Below are 17,430 nucleotides of genomic sequence, written 5' to 3' on the forward strand. Positions count from 1 at the left end.
GTAGAGACTGTTTGCTTTCAAAATCTTTGTCGGTCAATATCAGAACGGTAATAACATAACCGCCTGCCTGATGTGTAAAATAATTACAGATTGATTATTTTTATACCTGTGCAAGAGTTTAAAAGACTATTAAGATAACAGCCATATTGTTGTGTTATTCAGAATTACCTTTTAAAATAACGATATATCGCCACTTGTTTTTGTGCTGATTTTTATTAAGTATCTGTATTTTAGATGTTTGTGTGTTTGGTATGTCTCTTGTTAACAGTTAGTTTATTGTATTTTAAGTCCTGCATCTTAAACACATCACCTCATGACAAAAAGGATACTTACTATTTTATTTCTTACGGGCTCGGCATTGTATGCTAATGCCCAGGCTATAGCGCCATCGGCCTGGCAAAAATTTCCGGATAGCACTGTTGTAAGTGTTCACGCCTCATATGATGATGTAAGCGGGATTCACCGTTGGCTGTTCGGCGAAAACTATCGTAAGGACTGGGCCATGAAAGTGAAGCTTCCCGTTATAAAACTATCGCAAATAAATGGCGGACTATCACCTATTAAACAGGGTGGTGGTATGGAATCAAAGTCATTACGTTTGGAAGATAAAACCGGCCGCGAGTGGGTATTGCGCAGTGTTGAAAAAACACCGGATAAACTGTTGCCCGAAAATTTGCAGGGTACCTTTGCTGTTGATTGGGTCGGCGACGAGTTTAGTGGCCAGCACCCATATTCGGCCTTGATTGTGCCGCCTCTTGCTGAAGCGGCGCGTGTGCCGCATGCTAACCCGGTTATAGGTGTTGTGGCCGAAGATCCCGCACTTGGACAATATAGTAAGTTATTTGTTGGTACCGTATGTTTGATAGAGGAAAGGGAGCCAGTTGGTTCATCAGATAATACCCTTAAAATGGAAGGGCAACTGCTTAAAAGCTATGATAACAGGTTGGATGGAGAAGGCTTTTTGCGTGCCCGTATGCTTGATCTTTTAATGGGCGATTGGGACAGGCACGAAGATCAATGGCGCTGGGCTGATACTAAAAATGGTAAAGGTAAAACCTATGTTGCTGTACCACGTGACCGTGACCAGGTATTTCATGTTACGCAGGGTGTGTTTCCGAGTATTGCTGCGCTACCCTGGATAGATCCCTTACTTGAAGATTTTACAGGGGATATTCCGCATGTGAAATATTCTCTTTTTAAAACAAGGTTCATGAAGCAGTATCCGGATGCACAAATAAGCTACGAAAGATGGATGCAGATTGCCAATGAATTTGTTAAAGCCGAAACTGATGCGGTGCTTGAAGAAAGTTTAAGACGCCTGCCTGCAGAAAGCTATAAATTGAGGCATAAAGAGTTGCTTGCCATATTAAAACAACGCCGGGATAATATACCGGCAGCAATGAGTGAGTATTATAAATTCACTAATAGGATAGTGGATATCCGCGCTACTGATAAAAGCGAACTGATCATCGTTGCCGATGCTCCCGACAAAGCTTTGCGTATAACAATTAATAAGCTGAATAAAGATGGTGAAACCAAAGATCAGTTTATGGATATGATGTACAAACCGGAGATTACTAAAGAAATAAGATTGTATGTTTCTGCCGGAGATGACCGCATAGTTATTAATAATGCCAATTCGCCCATTAAGTTAAGATTGATTGATAGTGTGGGTAGTAAAACTGTTGAGGTTAAGCAATCTGCACAAGCGATAAAGTTTTATGGTCGGCGAGATAGCACCAATTTTACCGGCAACGTCGGCCAATTAAATAAGCATCTTTCAAATGATACCTCAAATACTCAGTTTTTACCCACCAATTTATACAATGTGTGGATGCCGCTTGCCACTGCAGCATTAAATAAGGATGATGGCTTTTTACTTGGCCTGGGTTTTCAATATACCGGTCATGATGGTTTCAGGAAATTGCCTTATTCAACATTACAGCAGGTAATGATCACCCATTCGTTTGCTACGGATGCTTTCAGGATCAAATACCGGGGGGAATGGATAGATGCCATTGGTAAAGCCGATTTCACGATGCAGGCCAACATCCAGTCGCCTGATAATACGGTGAACTTTTTTGGCCTGGGTAATGAAAGCCCGTTAAATAAATTTCCTGGTTATCGTACTTACTACCGTACACGGTATGATATTTATCAGTTTGATCCGGCTTTACGCTGGCATACGGGCAAGAACAGCGATATCAGTGTTGGTCCTTCGTTTCAGTTTTATCATCTTGATCTTTCACAAAATACCGGGCGGTTCATTAACCAAACATCGCTTATCAATTCTTACGATAGCTTAACGGTTGGAAAAGATAAAGCACATCTTGGCGCGCTGATAAATTATACTACAAACCAGCGCGATAATAATATCCTGCCTACTAAAGGATACTACTTTACTGTAACAGTACAAGGTTATGAAGGACTTAACAGTTATTCCAAATCTTTTGTACAGATTAAGCCAGAGTTTACTTTCTATCAAAAACTAATCCCTGGCGGTGCTATTGTATTATCTGATCGTGTTGGTGGCGGTGTAAGTTTCGGAAAGCCGGCCTTTTATCAATCAATGTTTTTAGGCGGACAAGGCAACCTATTGGGGTATCTGCAAAACCGGTTTACAGGCAAGCATATGGTGTTCAATAATTTACAGGCAAGGGTTAAACTTGCTGATATAGCCAGTTATATTTTACCTGGCCAGTTGGGTTTGGTAGGCTTTTATGATACGGGTCGTGTTTGGATACAAAATGAGCATTCGGATAAGTGGCATACCGGTACCGGCGGCGGGTTGTATTTTGCACCGGCAAGTTTAACAGTATTGCAATTGCTGGCCGGTCATTCAAGCGAGGGTTGGTATCCTTACATATCGCTTAACTTCAGGTTGTAATGAATCTTTGTGGAAGTTGGCAGAGGTAAAAAAATCAAAAAAATTGCAACGTTTTTTTTGAAAAAGCGTCATTTTATTAAACACGCGATCATGAAAAAACTAATCTTCTCACTTATGGCTTCGTTACTAACGGTTTCGGTAGCCTTTAATGCTTCCGCCCAAACTGCAACCCGCAACGTATCGGGTTATAACGGTATTGCCTGTGGTGGCCCATTTAACGTATTTATTAAAATTGATGGAACCGAAAGCCTGAAACTTGATGTTGATGCCAATGTAGTTGATGATATTAAAACTGAAGTAGAAAACGGCATATTAAAAGTTGAATTTAAAGATCACTGGAAAAACCACCGCAATATGCAACGCGCCAACATTTATATCACCGCAAAAAGCCTTGGATACCTTGCTAACAGCGGTTCAGGAAATGCAACTGTTGAAGGTACAATGACCGCCGAAAATGCCAAAATTGCGTTAAGCGGTTCGGGGAATATTAAAACTGCTGTTAAATCAGGTACTTTGGACCTGAAAATCAGCGGATCGGGCTCAATTGATGTTAATGGCAGTACCGGTATGGCCGACTGTCGTATTTCAGGTTCGGGAGAGATCAACGGTAAATCATTAAGAACTGAAACTGTTGAAGCTTCAATTGCAGGTTCAGGAAATATTAATTTGATTGCCAGTAAAACAGTTTCTGCGCGTATTTCTGGTTCAGGAAGTGTTGTATATTCCGGTACCGCAACAATTGGTACAACCCGTTACGCGGGATCAGGCAGGGTTAGCAAAGCTGATTAAAACCTGGTTAACTTACTATATCGAAAGACTGCTTCTTCCGAGCGGTCTTTTTTTGTTATTAGTGTAGCGAATTAAAAGTTTCTATCGTACGGATAGGTAAAACCTTCACTTTATGATTAAGCCTGTATTGATATTTAAGAATTTAACTGTTTGCCTGTTGCTATCGGTTTTGTTTTCTCTTGGCGCCTGTAAAAAAGACAAGGCGCAGCAACCCGTCAAAAAAAATACATCCCTTTTTGGCCAGTGGTATATTCCGGTTAAAGAGGGGGAACAAGCGCGTTATTTAGTATTCTCGTCGGATAGTACTTTTATTTTGGCTGATGTAACTTATAAAAATGGTAATTCAACAACGGTTCAGTACACCGGGAAATTTCATACTAAAGGAGATGGATTAAACATTGTTATCGCAAAAAAAATCGTAAGTGAAGGTAGTAATGTTATCAGTACCGACCCTTCTAACGCTCAATTTTATACCAATTCGGCGTTTGTTGTCGACAATTATAAATTGACCATAAACTATAAAGACAATACCGGGGCCGCTATGAAAAGTATTTTTTCGATGGTACTTCAGGATAAAGTTATTTGATTTAGTTTTGTTTTTTAAGCACCCCGGTCGGGGTGCTTTTTTGTTTATACTTTATTAATTCCGCCGGCCACACGTTGAGCCTAACGAATACATGATTCCCCTTGCTTAAATTATCGGCATAAGTGCCGGCGAAATATCAATTCACATAGCTGGAGTAAACCCTTTGCGTTGGCCCTTTAGTTTAATCGCCTGGTATATCATAATCACAATAAATAACACCAGCATGATCAAAAGTCCCATTTTTACTACAGGAGAGTCAGGTCCTTCAGCCAGTGGTTGTTCAACCGGAAGTCTGGTGAGCGTTTCAACTACGGCAGGTACTAATGAGAAAAATAAGGTGGCTGTCATGCCTATAGTTTGTACATAATCGGCCTTGCTGCCAAAAATGCGCAGGGAGGGGGCATAGTAAACAACAGGCAATAATATTAAAATAAGAAACGAAAGGTTGTGGGCACTGCTCAGGTGACCGGTTTTCATAACCAAAAATGAGGATAAACAGGCCAGCACGGTAAAAACACCGTAAAGCCTGCCGTTTTTTGTTTTAGGGGCGATTTTCCCGTCCTGAAACAATGCAATAAAACCGATGGCAACTCCCACAAGACTTATGGCTGTATGAATAACTCCTAATGTTGATAAATGATTTGGCATAACAGTGATTTTTAAGGTTAATAATATTTTGAAAAGTGATTTGCTTAAGAATAAACAGGTTTTATCAATACTTATGCCTTTTTGTTATATTATTGATAATGAGTTATTTGTAATCTGTTTGACTTTGAAATGACGAAATCTCGTCACGATTTGCCATTACTAACGGAATATAGCAATTGTGAGTTATAAAATAGTAAAACAAACTTATCTGCGGCGTTAAGGTTAGTTAAAATAGTTGCATGCTAAATCTGAAACAAATGTTGAGCATTTATTATAAGATCTGGGTTGACGCCATTACGCAGGAAAGGGCGAAGAAAGGCGAAGATGGCAAGTATTGGAAGACATTTACAATTATCCCCATATCTTTGATTCAGGGGGGTAACCTGCTAACATTATTGTTTTTCCTTCGTTTTTTAAACGGTTATGATCTGATTTTTGATGGCAAAAAGTACCATGCCTGTTCTTGATTTAAGCCCAAACTTTTGAAATAACGATTCGCGATAATTATCAATAGTATGCGGGCTCAGGTTCATTTCTTCGGCAATTTGCCTGTAGGTAAGTTCAGAGCAGCTTAGTTTCAGAAATGTAAGTTCATTAGAGGTAAGCTCTTTGGATTTATCGACGGGTGTATTTTTATTTTGCATGGTATAAAGCAATTTGCCGCTTACCAGTTCATTTAGATAATAGCCATGCTTTTGGATAGTTTGCATCGCATAAACTACGTCTCTTATCTTCGATTCCTTAAGCATATAGCCAACAGCTCCGTTCTTAAGCATGTTTATAATAGGTTTATCATCGTCAGACATGCTTAACGCCAGCACTTTTACTGTAGGGTAATTTTCACGTAACCAGGCCGTAGCTGCGTAACCATCCATTACCGGCATGGTTATATCCATCAATATAATATCGGGTAAGGAGGTTTTTTTTAGCTTGCTGATCATATCCTCTCCATTTTCGGCGTCGAAAAGGATATTGATCTCTTTAAAATCGCCCAGTAAGCTGATCATTCCCTGTCTAAATAAGGTATGATTATCAATTATGGCAATTTGTACAGGCCCGGTAAATGTTGAAGTGTGCATTAATATTAGGTGTATATGTTAACTGATGTTAATCATATTGCCAAAGTAAAAAAAATAATGAACTTATATTTCATTTTACCATGCCGTTTAAAGCAAAAAAGGGTGGTTTCACCCTTTTTAATTCTTAATTGTTAAGCGAGATTTGGGTTGTTGAAAGAATTATACCCGGCTTTTAATTTGTACCCCTTGATAAAATAAATATTCAAGTGCGGCGAAGGGGCGTCGGGATATTGAAATTACAGCTCGAAACGATATTAACTGAATTTAAGGAAGCCCTAAACCTTTTTGCTCAATTATTTAATATTGATGTTTAGCCCATTATAAGAGTCATCGGCTTTGGTAATGGGCTATTTCTTTTTACAGCCGCCTGTCTTCTTCTTTGATGGGCAGGTCATTGATGCTGGCATAGCGCTTTTGCATCAGGCCGTTTTCGTCAAACTCCCAGTTCTCGTTGCCATAAGCACGAAACCATTGGCCTTCAGCATTATGATATTCGTACTCAAAACGTACTGCAATACGGTTATCTGTAAAGGCCCACAGTTCTTTTTTTAATTTATAATCGAATTCTTTTTCCCATTTGCGGGTTAAAAATTCCACTACCTGTTGGCGCCCGTTTACAAATTCCGAGCGGTTGCGCCATTCGGTGTCAATGGTATATGCTAAAGAAACCCTTGCCGGGTCTTGGCTGTTCCAGGCGTCTTCGGCTAATTGCACTTTTTGGGTGGCTGTTTCAAAGTTAAATGGCGGTAATGGCAGCTTTTGTTCCATGATGGTAATAATCTGATTTGATATATCAAAGTTAAGACGATGCGGGGTTATTTAATGGTACTATTCAACGTTCCTTTGGTATTATGTTTTCTTTTTTTAAATTTAAATAGCCCCTCTTAACCAATTTATTACCTGTTAATCATGAAAGCCAAAAGTACCAAACCAGTTGTCCTTGCCGACTCGGCTGGGGTAGACAGTTACATGCAAAAGCTTGATCATCCATTGAAGGAGGTGTTAGGAGCGCTGAGAAAAATTATCCTGGCTATTGATGATGAAATTGGCGAGCATATCAAATGGAATGCACCGAGCTTTTTATATATCGGGGAAATGAAACCCTTTGATCCTAAGGAGTATAAAAGATATATTATCGTTTCGAACGTATACCAAAAAGATTGTATCAGACTGGTATTCCCCTCAGGGGCAAAGATCAATGATACATCCGGTTTGCTTTCCGGCGATTATGCCGATGGCCGCCGGTTGGCTTTTTTTCACAATATGGAAGAAGTTAAGGCAAAAGAAGAAGCTTTGCGAAACGTTGTGAAAACCTGGTTGACTTTGCTGGATAAATAAAAGGAGAAAGCTATGATCAAATTTATTCAGCACATAAAAGATCTTAACGTTGGAGCTGTTAAAGTGATAATCGAAAAAGATCACGGCTGGCTTACCTGGGCTGAAGACAGCGGTAAAAACGCACTTCATTACCTGTGTGGCATTGAAATCGCCAAACGCCCTGCAAAAGCCGAAGAAAGTTTGACCATGCTTAAGCTATTGCTGGCAAAAGGCATGGATATCAATTCAATCCACCGGATAAAAGAGGAATGCGGCTTTTTTCCGGCCAGCCCGCTTTGGTATGCTTATACCCGCGGAAGAAATAAGCTGTTATATGAATATTTGCTGGCTAATGGCGCCAATCCCGAGCATTGCATGTATGCCATAGCCTGGTATAATGATGTGGAAGCCGCCGGTCTGTTTAAAAGCTATGGTGCACAAACAGACCCGGGTGCTGGAGATGACAGCCCATTCATGGCAGCATTCAACTGGAAACGCTTTGAAGTGGCCGAATGGTTTTTAAACAATGGTGCCGATGTAAACTTTGTCGATAAAGATGGGAATACCGCCCTTTTTTATGCAGTGAAACGAAAGTATAAGCTGGATCAGATCAGGTTGTTGCTGAAATATGGCGCCGATGTTGATATAGAGAATAAACAGGGGATATCAGCTAAAAAATTGGCAGAACAAAATAATCAGACCGGGGTTTTGAAATTGTTTAACTCTTGAGTTGAATAATTATTCTTAATCGTTTTACGTAATGGATGGTTCAAAAGTGTTGATCGGGGCTTTTTTTAATTGTTATAATCGGGTAAGAAATGATTATAGGCATGTTTTTAAGCATGTGGCTCATAACAATATTTGAATCTCAGTACTCCATAGCTGTGTCCTGTTTTTAGCGCCCATTATAAATTGCTGTTGATTCTGTAGGTGCCTCCTAATCTACATGTAAACATCGCCATTTTAGTATTCGCAATCTGCCCATTTTATTTAATTTTGCCGAATGGATTTTATCATAGAAGCGGCCGTAAAAGCAGTTAAACAACTATACCAAACTGACATTGAACCGGCTGCCGTTAGCATACAGGAAACCCGTAAGGAGTTTGAAGGACAAGTAACCATTGTAACCTTTCCGTTTACCAAATTTTCGCGCAAAGGCCCTGAACAAACCGGTACCGAAATAGGGGAGTATCTTAAACACGAATTGAAGGAAGTTGACTCCTTTAATGTGATTAAAGGCTTCCTTAATCTTTCTATAACCGACGAATACTGGATCGGTCGTTTATATAACAACATTACTTCCGATGATTTTGCGGTAGCAAAGCCTAACGGACAAAAGGTAATGGTAGAGTATTCATCGCCCAATACCAACAAACCGCTGCACCTTGGTCATATCCGTAACAACCTGTTGGGTTATTCAGTTGCTGAGATACTGGCTGCTGATGGTTACGAGGTGATCAAAACCAATCTGGTTAACGACCGCGGAATCCATATCTGTAAATCTATGCTGGCCTGGCAAAAGTTCGGCAATGATGAAACACCTGAATCATCAGGCATGAAGGGCGATCACCTGGTAGGTAAATATTATGTGCTGTTTGATAAAGAACTGAGGGAACAGCTTAAACCTGTTTTGAGTCAAGTTTACGAGAAGCATGACCTTTCGGCCTTTAAAGAAAATCAGAAGACCAAAATAGAGGACTCGTTAGCTACCATAGCAAAGGTTAAAGAAAAACGTGCTCAAACCGACGAGGTAAATCAGAAGCTTATTGGCGAACTGGACGATAAAATTGCCGGCGAAGAAGACAAGATCAAAGAGATAGCCAAAAATGCTACTCCTATCATGATCGAAACCCAGCAGATGCTGCAAAAATGGGAAGCAGGTGATGAAGAGGTAATGAACTTGTGGAGAACCATGAACGGTTGGGTGTACGCTGGCTTTGCCGAAACCTACAAGCAACTGGGTGTTGATTTTGATAAATACTACTACGAGTCTAACACTTACCTGTTAGGTAAGGATATTATTGAAGAAGGTCTTGCAAAAGGCGTATTCTTTAAAAAAGCAGATAACTCGGTTTGGATAGACCTTGCCTCAGAAGGCCTTGACGAAAAACTGGTGCTTCGTGGAGATGGTACATCGGTTTACATTACCCAGGATATGGGTACCGCACAGTTAAAGTATAATGATTACCAGATGGATAAGTCTATCTATGTGGTAGGCAACGAGCAGGATTATCACTTCAAGGTGCTGTTCCTGATATTGCAGAAGTTGGGAAAAACAGGTGCAGATGGATTGTTTCATCTATCATATGGTATGGTTGATCTTCCATCTGGCAAAATGAAATCGCGTGAAGGCACAGTGGTTGATGCTGATGACTTGATGGCCGAGATGGAAGCAACCGCTAAAGAGCAAACCGAAGCCATGGGCAAGGTTGATGCGTTTAACGAAGAAGATAAGATTGCATTATATCATACCATTGGTATGGGCGCACTTAAATACTTCCTGTTAAAAGTCGATCCAAAAAAACGTTTGCTGTTTGATCCTAACGAATCGGTAGATTTTCAGGGACATACCGGACCGTTTATTCAATATACCCACGCCCGTATTAAATCGGTATTAAGCAGGGCCGATTATAATGCTGAGCTTAAACCCATAGTAACTGAGCTGGCAGGTGTTGAACGCGACTTAATTGTATTGCTTGATAAATACCCCGAAACGGTTAAGGAAGCTGCAAAAGGTTATAGCCCGGCAGTAATAGCCAACTATATATATGAACTTGCTAAAACATATAACAAGTTCTATCATGAAAAGTCGATCTTACAGGCCGAAGATGAGGATTCAAAACAATTCCGTTTGGCTCTATCTGCATCATCAGCCAAGGTGATCAGCAAAGGTATGAAGCTTTTGGGGATTGAAGTGCCTGAGAGGATGTAATTGCCCCCTAACTCCCTAAAGGGGGAACGAGCGCGGTTAAAAGAAAAGCCTTTAGCAGATAAAATTGCTAAAGGCTTTTCTGTTTTAAAACTCTCCTTTTAGGGGCCAGGGGCGGCGATTATCTCCAATATCCCCTTACCCAAACATATCCCCGATTGGTTGGTTGCCAATGTCCCTGAACATATACCCGGTTATATCTTGGCCTTGCATAAAAGCCCTGGCGGTAAACGTAATGGTTACCGCGCCAAACCCATTCGCCGGGTACCCAGACAGCATTAGGGTAGGGTGCTACCGGGCGAACGTAAACCGGTTCAACCGGCTGCTCTGTTACGTAGGCCTGACTTGAGCATGATGCAAATAATGAGCCTGTTAAGGCGAGTACTATTCCTAATTTAGCAATGGTTTTCATTTCAGATGTTTTTAGTTGTTCAGTATAATAACTATTGACAACATCCAACATCGAAAGTTTAACGGCGCTTAGGCCATGAATTTATCGGCTACAACCAAATCTTTGCTGCCTGCGGTGTATTTATAAAATCCACTGCCTGTTTTAGCTCCCAAGTGCCCTGCGGTTACCATATTTACCAGTAGTGGGCATGGAGCATATTTGGGATTGCCAAAACCATCATGCAATACCTTCAAAATAGCAAGGCAAACATCCAGCCCGATGAAATCGGCTAATTGCAGTGGTCCCATCGGGTGGGCCATACCCAGCTTCATCACCGTATCAATTTCCTGTACGCCGGCAACACGTTCATACAAGGTATAAATGGCCTCATTAATCATCGGCATTAAAATGCGGTTGGCTACAAAGCCTGGATAGTCATTAACCTCAACCGGATCTTTGCCCAAAGTGCGCGAAAGTTCCATAATGGTTTCGGTAACAGCATTCGTTGTGGCGTACCCTCTGATTACCTCCACCAGTTTCATTACCGGTACAGGATTCATAAAATGCATGCCTATTACATTGCCGGGATGCCTGGTAACCGAAGCAATTTTAGTAATAGAGATAGATGAGGTGTTGGATGCCAGTATTACGTTTTCATTGCAAATTTCGCTGAGCTGTTTAAACAGTTTTAGTTTTATTTCCTGGTTTTCGGTAGCAGCTTCAATTACCAGGCCGGCATTTTGAGCGCCTTCGGCCAAATCTGTAAAAACACGGATACGGCTCAGCGTTTCTGTTTTCGCCCCTTCGGTGATGGTGCCTTTTTTTACTTGCCTGTCGAGATTGTTGCTGATGGTTTGTAAAGCTTTGCTCAGGGCATCGTCGCTGATATCCACTAATGATACTTCAAAGCCATATTGCGCGAAGGTGTGGGCAATGCCGTTACCCATAGTGCCGGAGCCAATCACAGTAATGTTTTTCATAGTATTTTTTTACTAACCCGGCAAAATATCGGTTTATATAAGCTGCCGGTGTTACAAGGTAATAAACTTACCGGCCTCTTTAACAGTTTTTTTGTTGATAGTTTTAAACTCAGGGATCTGCCCCAGATCGACAACTTCTGAATAATCGAGGATATAGCTTTTTGAATAGATATCCTTATCACCGTTAAAAATTACCCCCATAACAGGAATGCCATATTTTTTTAATGCATGTAAGGAAAGCAGGGTGTGATTAATACTGCCTAAATAGTGTTTGCTTACCAGTATTACCTTTGCATTAAGCTGCTTAATAAGGTCGATAATAAGAAAGTTATCATTCAACGGTACCATAAGGCCACCGGCGCCCTCAATAATTAGCTGGTTATCAGTTTTAGGCAGAACGATGTTTTCCAGGTCGATAGTCACTTTATCAAGGGCAGCAGATTTATGAGGGGAGAATGGCTGAGTTAAAGCATAGGCCTCCGGGAAAAACTGGGTAACCGGATTTGAGATAAGGTTTTTAACTTTCAGTGTATCGCTGTTATCAAGGTCGCCAGATTGTATGGGCTTCCAGTAGTCTGCGTTTAATTTTTCGGTTAAAATAGCCGAAACCAGTGTTTTGCCTATTCCGGTATCAATGCCGGAAATAAATATCGGTTGCTTATCGGGCATGTAATAGTATAAATTTGTTAAGAGTTACAGCCAGCAAAGTTACTTCATTTTCCGTATTAAAGCTGTGCAGGCAAATCCTGATCCGCTCGGTGCCCTGTGCAACCGTAGGGCTTAAGATGGGCCGCACATCAAAGTTGTTCATTTGCAGTTGCTTAGCCGCTTCCCTTGCCATTTCATTGCTTTTGAGTACGATACATTGAATAGCGCTATCACTATTTAGTAAAGTGAAATTTTTGCCCGTGTTTACTTGCTGTTTAAACAGGTCAATATTCTTTTTCAGGCTGATGGTAGCTTCGCGGGAATCTTTTAATAGCTGATAGGCCATTTTTATAGCTGCCAGCTGGTGGAAAGGTGCTGCAGTAGTATAAATAAAGGAACGAGCAAAATTGATTAGATATTTTCGTAAGGTATTACTACCGAGCACTACAGCCCCGTGACTGCCCAGTGCCTTGCCAAATGTTATTATACGGGCAAAAATCCTTTGTTGTAAACTAAGTTCGCAAACCAACCCTTTGGGATAAAGACCTACAGCATGTGCCTCATCAACTATGAGGGCGGCATTATATTTTTCAGTGAGGCTGAGGATTTCAACAAGGGGAGAAGCATCACCATCCATAGAATACACGCTTTCAATAACCACATAGCAATTGCCCTTGGCCAATTTTAATTTAGCTTCTAAACTTTCCAGGTCATTATGACGGAAGCTATAGCGATTGGCATAGCTTAATCTTGCGCCATCGATGATTGACGCATGCACTAACTCATCTAAAATTATGGTATCGCCACGCTGGGCAAGCGATGACAGTAGTCCCAGGTTAGCATCATAGCCCGAATTAAAAAGCAGGCCCGCTTCACTTTGGTGATAGTCAGCTATTTGATTTTCCAGATCTTCGGCATATCGTATGTTGCCCGATAGCAGTCTTGACCCGGCTGCACCGTTTAAGCTAAGCGGATTGGTGTTTACTTCCTGAGCGATGCTTTGCTTTAAAACTAACGAACGGGCAAAACCGAGATAATCGTTTGAACAAAAGTCAGCCCTACTGTTTTCGGGTTTCAGTTCACGGTAGTTGCCAGCTTGTTGTCGCTCCTGCAGTTTGCGTTTTAAAAAATCTTCGGCTGGGTTCAATGTGCTTCGTTTTGTGCAAAAATAAAAAAAGCGACCATTGGTCGCTTTTTTCTATGTGATAATGTTTACTGGCCACCGCCGCCCTGGCGCATGCGGTCCATTCTTTCTTTCATTGCCTTATCGTAAGCCGCAGCTTGTTCGGCTGTTAAAATAGCTTTGATTTTGGTGTTGGTTGCTTCCATCATTGGGCGCATGGCAGAGCGCATCGCATCCCTGTCGCCATTGGCTGCAGTACGTACGCTATCCATTTTAGTTGCCTGCTCTTTGTAAACCGCAGTGATCTTGGTTGTTTGATCATCTGTTAATTTAAGCTGGGTTTGCAATTCTTTTGCTCTTTCTTCCGGGCTTCTTCTCATGCCACCCTGTGCGTAGCTGGCTGCTGAAATTCCTAAAAGGAAGCAGCACATTAACAATAATTTTTTCATAGCTTTTTAATTTAATTTACGTTTTATCAGTATGATAAAGATATATCGTAATGGTTTAAAAAAGCCGATGTAACTTAATTGTTGCCTTGCTGTAAGTTAGATATAGAGCGTTGCATCTGGGCCATCATTGCTGTGAGGCTCTCCATGGTAGGCTCCGGTGACGGTGATGGTAGTTGTGTTGAGATATATCCTTTAGCTTTCCACAGTTCCAGTACATCCTCGCCCGATATTTCATAAGGTTCGTAAACGGGGTTATCAGAAATAAGCTTTAGCTTTTTGTTCTCTTTAAATTTATTGCCAATGCGTTTGTAAACCACGCCGTCATTTTTAGATATTACTACATAGGTTTCGCCGCTTTTTACATCGCCCCAGTTTTCTACGTATTCACCTATTATAATAGTGCCCGATACAAGCGGAAGCATGGAGTCGCCTTTGATCTCAAAAGCGCGGTAAGTACCCTGTTTAAACATAGGCAGGTAAAACTTCGGAAGCTGTGCCACGTATTCAGGATCGGCATAACCATTAAGGTAACCGGCGCTGGCCTTTACAGGTACCATTTCTATATTTTCATTTTCTTCCTTATCAACAGAAATACTCAGGATGCGCAGGTTAGCAGGGTTGCCTTTTGGTTTTGGCTGCCATTTTTCGTTGATGGTTTCGTTGATGAAGTCATCAATAGTAACATCAAAATAGGTTGCTAATGTTTTTAGTAAGTCATATTTGGGGTCGGCCCGGTCTTCTTCGTATGCGCCTACTAATGAACGTTTTATACCTAATTCGTCCGCAAATTGCTGCTGCGTTAAACCCTTCTTTTTGCGGAGAAACTTAATATTTTGTGAAATTATTGACATAAAATTTGGATTTGCTAAATTTATTAGTAATTTTATGCTCATAAAGTTAGTAATAATTATCTGTTCACCAAATTTTTTATCATAAAATGAAACGTTTTGTTTATATCATTACCGACAGGAACCGTAAAAATCTGCATGTAGGCTTATGTTCAGACCTGATGAAAACCATCCAGTTTTACAGCGAAATGCCAACTTTGTTTTTCGATAATGCGCAACAGCTTAACCGTTTGGTTTACTTTGAGGAGATCAATACCGAAGAACAGGCTATGGAACGTTTTAAAGTGGTGAGCACTTATACCCGTCCGCAAAAAGAAAAAATGATCAGATCTGTTAATGCCGACTGGATAGATCTGACCATTGGGTTAAAATATGAGCAGGGCTTACGCGTAAGGCCACAGCTGCGCCCGTCATTAAATGCAAACCGCAGGGTTATGGCTTTTTAATAAATTTTAAAGCCCCTGAGTTCATGCAGTACCTTTTGCCGCCGCGGTCGGCAGGCCCGTCATCAAATACGTGGCCAAGGTGTAAGCCTGTACTTTTTTCAATAACTTCATCACGGCTCATGCCGTAGCTGTTATCAGTAATTATTGCTACTTTTTTCGGGTCGACAGGTTTAACAAAACTTGGCCAGCCCGTACCGCTATCAAATTTGTCGTCAGAGGTGAATAGCGTGTCGCCGGTTGCGGCACTTACGTAAACACCTCTTTCATGATTGTTCCAATACTCGTTCTGATAGGGTGGCTCGGTGCCGCTTTCAACCATAATGTGATATTGGTTGGATGTAAGTACTTTTTTCCATTCAGCGGCAGGTTTGCTCAGTTTGCGTTTAGTATCCTGTCCATTGGTATTTTGGCATCCTAAGGCCGTAAGGATGCTTAAAGCTATCACTGTTAAGATGAGTGTTTTCATAACCCATTATGTTTTGATGTTATCTTAATTATAGATGCTGCCTTTTTATTGTCGGAAACTACTATATGCTATAACTCAAATACGTAATTTTATTATATGAGGATTGTCATTTGACAGTCTGTTTATATGAGCTTCTTTTTAGGTACCAGTACTTTGTTTACCAGATGTACTATGCCGTTGTTTTGTTTAATATCAAACTGACTGATCGTACTTTTACCTCCATTGCCATCAATCAAAACGATATTGCTGTTGCTATCTATTTTAGCGAATAATTTACCGCCCGAAAGTGTGGTAAATGTGGCTATGCCTTTTCCTTTATTGATCTTTTTCTGAATGTCTCTTGCCTTTAGCTGCCCGGCAATGGCGTGATAGGCTACTAAATCTGTAAGTTCCCAAATATGCGCAGGTTTGGCAAGGGAGTCGAACTTACCGGTAGGCATGTCGCTAAACCCGCCATCAACCGGTACAAATACGGTGATAGGCCCGCGGCTTGTGTAAGTGAGTGCGAGGTTTGTTTTTTGAATGAAAAAATAAAATGTATGCGTATTGGGCGCTACAGATATGTTTTTTACAATATCATTGGCAGGAATCATTGTTGTTGTATTACTGCTTTTGCTGCCGGTTTGGGCCAGCAATAATGCCGGGCAAAATACAATGGATATTAACAGCAGTAACTTTTTCATAGTGTGTAGGTTATAGGTTAAACATACAAAATATAAATAGGTTTTAAAATGGATAGCCAGCTTGTAGATTATAAGCTACCTTTGTTAACCTATGGAAATCTTCCCTACGCAATACTCAACCTTATCATCAAAAGCACTAAATATAAAACTTCAGGAAAGTTATGGTTTAAGCCATACAACATGCCGGTTATTGATACGCAATGTGAGCGACACTTATATTATAGAAAATACAGCCGAAAAGTACATTTTTAAAATTTACAGGGATGCGCACCGAAAGCTGGAAGAGATCAAGGGCGAGGTAGAGCTGTTAACTATCCTGTTTGAAAAGGGCGCCAAAGTATCAAGGCCAATTCCTGATATATGTGGCGAAATATTGCAGGTTTTCAATGCTGCCGAAGGGATTCGTTATGGCGTGTTGTTTTCGTGGGCACAGGGAGGTGTTGTTTCTGCTCTTAGTGAGCAACATCTTGAAGTAATAGGTATGGAGATGGCAGCCATACATAACATTACCTCTTCAATTGAACTTAGCCATCAGCGTAAAGCATACTCAATGAATACGGTCATAATTGATCCCATCAAAGTTATTGAACCTGCATTTGCCGGACTTGAAAACGAGTATGAATATCTGAGAAATACTGCTCTCGATGTAATCGGCCAATACAACCAATTTGACGGGGAGTTCAGCTATGGATATTGTCATTTTGATTTTCTCCCTAAGAACTTTCATTTTACCAACGCAGGTGAGATCACTTTTTTTGATTTCGATTTTGCAGGGAAAGGATTATTAGCTTACGATATCACCTCTTTTTTTATTCACTATTTTATGGAGGTTACCTACGGAAAAATTACAGAACAACAGGGACGCGATGCATTCAAAGTCTTCATTGCAAATTACCGTAAAGTTAGGCCATTATCAGATAAAGAAATTAATGCCATTCCATATTTAGGATTCGGCTTTTGGGTATTTTATCTTGGTTTCCAGTATGAAAACTTTGATGACTGGTCAAATTTCTTTTTCGGGCCAAAATTTTTAAAGGATAGGGTCGCGCTAATTAAAAAATGGATGGAGACAGCTCATCTTTTATTGTCATAGCTTATTGTTAGGCAATATAAAACAGAAAAGCGGCTGCATAGCCGCTTTTCTGTTTTATCATCGTAATA

At 40.7% G+C, this 17,430-nt stretch carries 19 protein-coding genes; 8 read left to right on the top strand and 11 right to left on the bottom strand.

Going from position 1 to position 17,430, the window contains the following annotated elements; translation table 11 throughout:
• Positions 1–313: 313 nt before the first annotated feature.
• From J3L18_RS05695 to J3L18_RS05705, 3 genes are all read left to right on the top strand, one after another.
• The gene (locus J3L18_RS05695; protein ID WP_129567628.1) at positions 314–2,887 is read left to right on the top strand and encodes a BamA/TamA family outer membrane protein; all 2,574 of its coding nucleotides are present in this window, start codon (positions 314–316) and stop codon (positions 2,885–2,887) included.
• A gap of 90 nt (positions 2,888–2,977) precedes the next feature.
• A complete protein-coding gene (locus tag J3L18_RS05700; RefSeq protein ID WP_129567629.1) occupies positions 2,978–3,676 on the top strand; it encodes a head GIN domain-containing protein in 699 nt (232 codons plus the stop codon).
• A 112-nt stretch (positions 3,677–3,788) separates the two neighbouring features.
• Entirely contained in the window at positions 3,789–4,262 is a 474-nt protein-coding gene (locus J3L18_RS05705; RefSeq protein ID WP_129567630.1) for a hypothetical protein, read from the top strand.
• A 141-nt stretch (positions 4,263–4,403) separates the two neighbouring features.
• On the opposite strand, the gene J3L18_RS05710 is transcribed toward J3L18_RS05705, so the two are convergent.
• The 3 genes from J3L18_RS05710 to J3L18_RS05720 form a co-directional block, all read right to left on the bottom strand.
• The gene (locus J3L18_RS05710) at positions 4,404–4,910 is read right to left on the bottom strand and encodes a hypothetical protein (protein ID WP_129567631.1); all 507 of its coding nucleotides are present in this window, start codon (positions 4,908–4,910) and stop codon (positions 4,404–4,406) included.
• Between the two features lie 413 nt (positions 4,911–5,323).
• A complete protein-coding gene (locus J3L18_RS05715) occupies positions 5,324–5,989 on the bottom strand; it encodes a response regulator transcription factor (protein WP_129567632.1) in 666 nt (221 codons plus the stop codon).
• 357 nt (positions 5,990–6,346) lie between these two features.
• Positions 6,347–6,757 carry a nuclear transport factor 2 family protein gene (locus tag J3L18_RS05720; protein WP_090526872.1) on the bottom strand — a complete coding sequence of 137 codons (411 nt, stop codon included), beginning with the start codon at positions 6,755–6,757 and terminating at the stop codon, positions 6,347–6,349.
• Positions 6,758–6,898: 141 nt separating this feature from the next.
• Here J3L18_RS05720 and J3L18_RS05725 point away from each other — a divergent pair, with 141 nt between their 5' ends.
• From J3L18_RS05725 to argS, 3 genes are all read left to right on the top strand, one after another.
• On the top strand, positions 6,899–7,327 hold the full coding sequence (locus J3L18_RS05725) for a DUF1801 domain-containing protein (RefSeq protein WP_091162577.1): 429 nt from the start codon (positions 6,899–6,901) through the stop codon (positions 7,325–7,327).
• 12 nt (positions 7,328–7,339) lie between these two features.
• Complete coding sequence (locus tag J3L18_RS05730) at positions 7,340–8,035, top strand: ankyrin repeat domain-containing protein (protein ID WP_129567633.1); 696 nt, start codon at positions 7,340–7,342, stop codon at positions 8,033–8,035.
• A gap of 274 nt (positions 8,036–8,309) precedes the next feature.
• Positions 8,310–10,238, top strand: coding sequence for an arginine--tRNA ligase (argS, locus tag J3L18_RS05735; RefSeq protein ID WP_129567634.1), 1,929 nt, complete (start codon positions 8,310–8,312; stop codon positions 10,236–10,238).
• A 118-nt stretch (positions 10,239–10,356) separates the two neighbouring features.
• Here argS and J3L18_RS05740 read toward each other — a convergent pair whose 3' ends face one another.
• The 6 genes from J3L18_RS05740 to J3L18_RS05765 all read right to left on the bottom strand — a co-directional run bounded on the left by J3L18_RS05740 (position 10,357) and on the right by J3L18_RS05765 (position 14,677).
• The gene (locus J3L18_RS05740; RefSeq protein ID WP_091162580.1) at positions 10,357–10,647 is read right to left on the bottom strand and encodes a YXWGXW repeat-containing protein; all 291 of its coding nucleotides are present in this window, start codon (positions 10,645–10,647) and stop codon (positions 10,357–10,359) included.
• A gap of 68 nt (positions 10,648–10,715) precedes the next feature.
• Complete coding sequence (locus tag J3L18_RS05745) at positions 10,716–11,606, bottom strand: 3-hydroxybutyryl-CoA dehydrogenase (protein WP_129567635.1); 891 nt, start codon at positions 11,604–11,606, stop codon at positions 10,716–10,718.
• Between the two features lie 51 nt (positions 11,607–11,657).
• Positions 11,658–12,275 (bottom strand): dethiobiotin synthase, encoded by a 618-nt coding sequence (gene bioD, locus J3L18_RS05750; RefSeq protein WP_129567636.1) that lies wholly within the window; start codon positions 12,273–12,275, stop codon positions 11,658–11,660.
• The gene (locus J3L18_RS05755) at positions 12,265–13,401 is read right to left on the bottom strand and encodes an aminotransferase class I/II-fold pyridoxal phosphate-dependent enzyme (protein WP_129567637.1); all 1,137 of its coding nucleotides are present in this window, start codon (positions 13,399–13,401) and stop codon (positions 12,265–12,267) included. Before J3L18_RS05755 ends, bioD begins: the two co-directional genes overlap by 11 nt.
• A gap of 65 nt (positions 13,402–13,466) precedes the next feature.
• A complete protein-coding gene (locus J3L18_RS05760) occupies positions 13,467–13,826 on the bottom strand; it encodes a DUF4890 domain-containing protein (protein ID WP_091162584.1) in 360 nt (119 codons plus the stop codon).
• Positions 13,827–13,900: 74 nt separating this feature from the next.
• Entirely contained in the window at positions 13,901–14,677 is a 777-nt protein-coding gene (locus J3L18_RS05765) for an XRE family transcriptional regulator (RefSeq protein ID WP_090527624.1), read from the bottom strand.
• An 86-nt stretch (positions 14,678–14,763) separates the two neighbouring features.
• On the opposite strand from J3L18_RS05765, the gene J3L18_RS05770 reads away from it, so the two are divergent.
• Positions 14,764–15,120 (top strand): GIY-YIG nuclease family protein, encoded by a 357-nt coding sequence (locus J3L18_RS05770; protein WP_112571944.1) that lies wholly within the window; start codon positions 14,764–14,766, stop codon positions 15,118–15,120.
• Here the strand turns inward: J3L18_RS05770 and msrB are convergent.
• Together msrB and J3L18_RS05780 are read right to left on the bottom strand one after the other, a co-directional pair.
• Positions 15,107–15,586, bottom strand: coding sequence for a peptide-methionine (R)-S-oxide reductase MsrB (gene msrB / locus J3L18_RS05775; protein ID WP_129567638.1), 480 nt, complete (start codon positions 15,584–15,586; stop codon positions 15,107–15,109). The genes J3L18_RS05770 and msrB overlap by 14 nt on opposite strands.
• 122 nt (positions 15,587–15,708) lie before the next feature.
• Entirely contained in the window at positions 15,709–16,269 is a 561-nt protein-coding gene (locus J3L18_RS05780) for a fasciclin domain-containing protein (RefSeq protein WP_091162587.1), read from the bottom strand.
• A gap of 91 nt (positions 16,270–16,360) precedes the next feature.
• Between J3L18_RS05780 and J3L18_RS05785 the strand changes: the two genes are divergently transcribed.
• Positions 16,361–17,362: a phosphotransferase enzyme family protein gene (locus tag J3L18_RS05785; protein WP_129567639.1), complete on the top strand. Its 1,002-nt coding sequence runs from the start codon at positions 16,361–16,363 to the stop codon at positions 17,360–17,362.
• Positions 17,363–17,430 lie beyond the last annotated feature (68 nt).

Origin of the sequence: Mucilaginibacter gossypii (assembly GCF_017569325.2) — a bacterium.
Classification (GTDB): Bacteria; Bacteroidota; Bacteroidia; order Sphingobacteriales; family Sphingobacteriaceae; genus Mucilaginibacter; species Mucilaginibacter gossypii.